Below are 1181 nucleotides of genomic sequence, written 5' to 3' on the forward strand. Positions count from 1 at the left end.
TCATCACGAGCAATTCCTTTGGCTCTTGAACCATACAATATTATCTGTGCATCAGGAAATTTTCCTTTTACAGTATTCTTTATGTCAGATAATATATTATTCGAATCACTCATGTTACAAAGATAAAAAATTCCTTATTCTAAGCTGTGTTTTAGATTTTTAATTTTGGGTAACGTTTGCTAAATAAAGTCGTGGCATATTAATCGTGGTGTCGTTTGACCTGATAGGGGGAGTAAGACATTAGACAAAGGCGTCAGGACGAGCCGACCGCGTTATGCTTTATGGCAGCGTTTTGTCAACAGTACTTTTAGTCCGCTTGTAATAATTTTTTCAGAAGATAAAATAGTCAGGTTAGAGAATAGTAACGCTATAGTATATTGTTTAAATCTTGCATTCCTACAATAGCCATAATATCTACAGTTCCGTCATTTCTTTTGTAATAAATACTGTCAGAACCACAAACACATCTTCTATATCCAGGTTTGATGTGATCCACTGACTCAAATGAATAAGGTCTTTCTGCAATTATGTCGAAGTAATTAAAGAAAGTCTCGAAGTATTTGTCTGCCTGACTTATTCCAAACTTTTCAACACCAAAATGATGAATGCGAATTAAATCTTCTTTTGCTGAGTTGCTTATTCTATAATTAGCCATTTAACAATGACTTTGATTGTTTCAATATTTCGTCTTTTGAGTCATTGGTAAAACCACTTTTTTCAGCTCTGTCAAGTTTAGCCTGAAGCCAATCTATCTGGGTTTGCTGATTTCTAGCTTGTCTGATTAAATCATTGACCAGCTCACTCTTGCTAGAATATTCTCCACTGTCTACTTGCGCTTTTAACCATTCATCATTTGGTTTGGAAAACGATATACTTTGTCTTGGCATAATATAAAATTTAATGATGTAAAAATACACCATTCATGAACCAATTGCAAGCCTTGGTGTATTGTTGCCAACGTTTGCTGGATGAAGTCGTGGCGACTGGTCGTGGTGTCGTGTCACCCGATAGGGGGGACTAAGACGGTAGACAAAGGCGTCAGGACAAGTAAACCGAGTCTTACTTTATTTCCATGAGTTATCCAATGTTATTTTTCTAATAGTTCAGAAATAACTTCAACAAATTCTTTAGCTTGAGGGAAAAGTCTTTTTACTGTTTCTTCTTCATAATCAAAGAAGTCG

2 protein-coding genes are annotated in these 1181 nt (G+C 35.5%); both read right to left on the reverse strand.

Features of this window, described 5'->3' with window-relative positions:
- Nucleotides 1-367: 367 nt before the first annotated feature.
- The gene (locus ACRD62_RS22400; protein ID WP_430822312.1) at nt 368-655 is read right to left on the reverse strand and encodes a type II toxin-antitoxin system RelE/ParE family toxin; all 288 of its coding nucleotides are present in this window, start codon (nt 653-655) and stop codon (nt 368-370) included.
- A complete protein-coding gene (locus tag ACRD62_RS22405) occupies nt 648-887 on the reverse strand; it encodes a ribbon-helix-helix domain-containing protein (protein ID WP_430822313.1) in 240 nt (79 codons plus the stop codon). Before ACRD62_RS22405 ends, ACRD62_RS22400 begins: the two co-directional genes overlap by 8 nt.
- Nucleotides 888-1181: the final 294 nt, after the last annotated feature.

The sequence above is a fragment of the Carboxylicivirga caseinilyticus genome, assembly GCF_050589785.1.
GTDB lineage: Bacteria > Bacteroidota > Bacteroidia > Bacteroidales > Marinilabiliaceae > Carboxylicivirga > Carboxylicivirga caseinilyticus.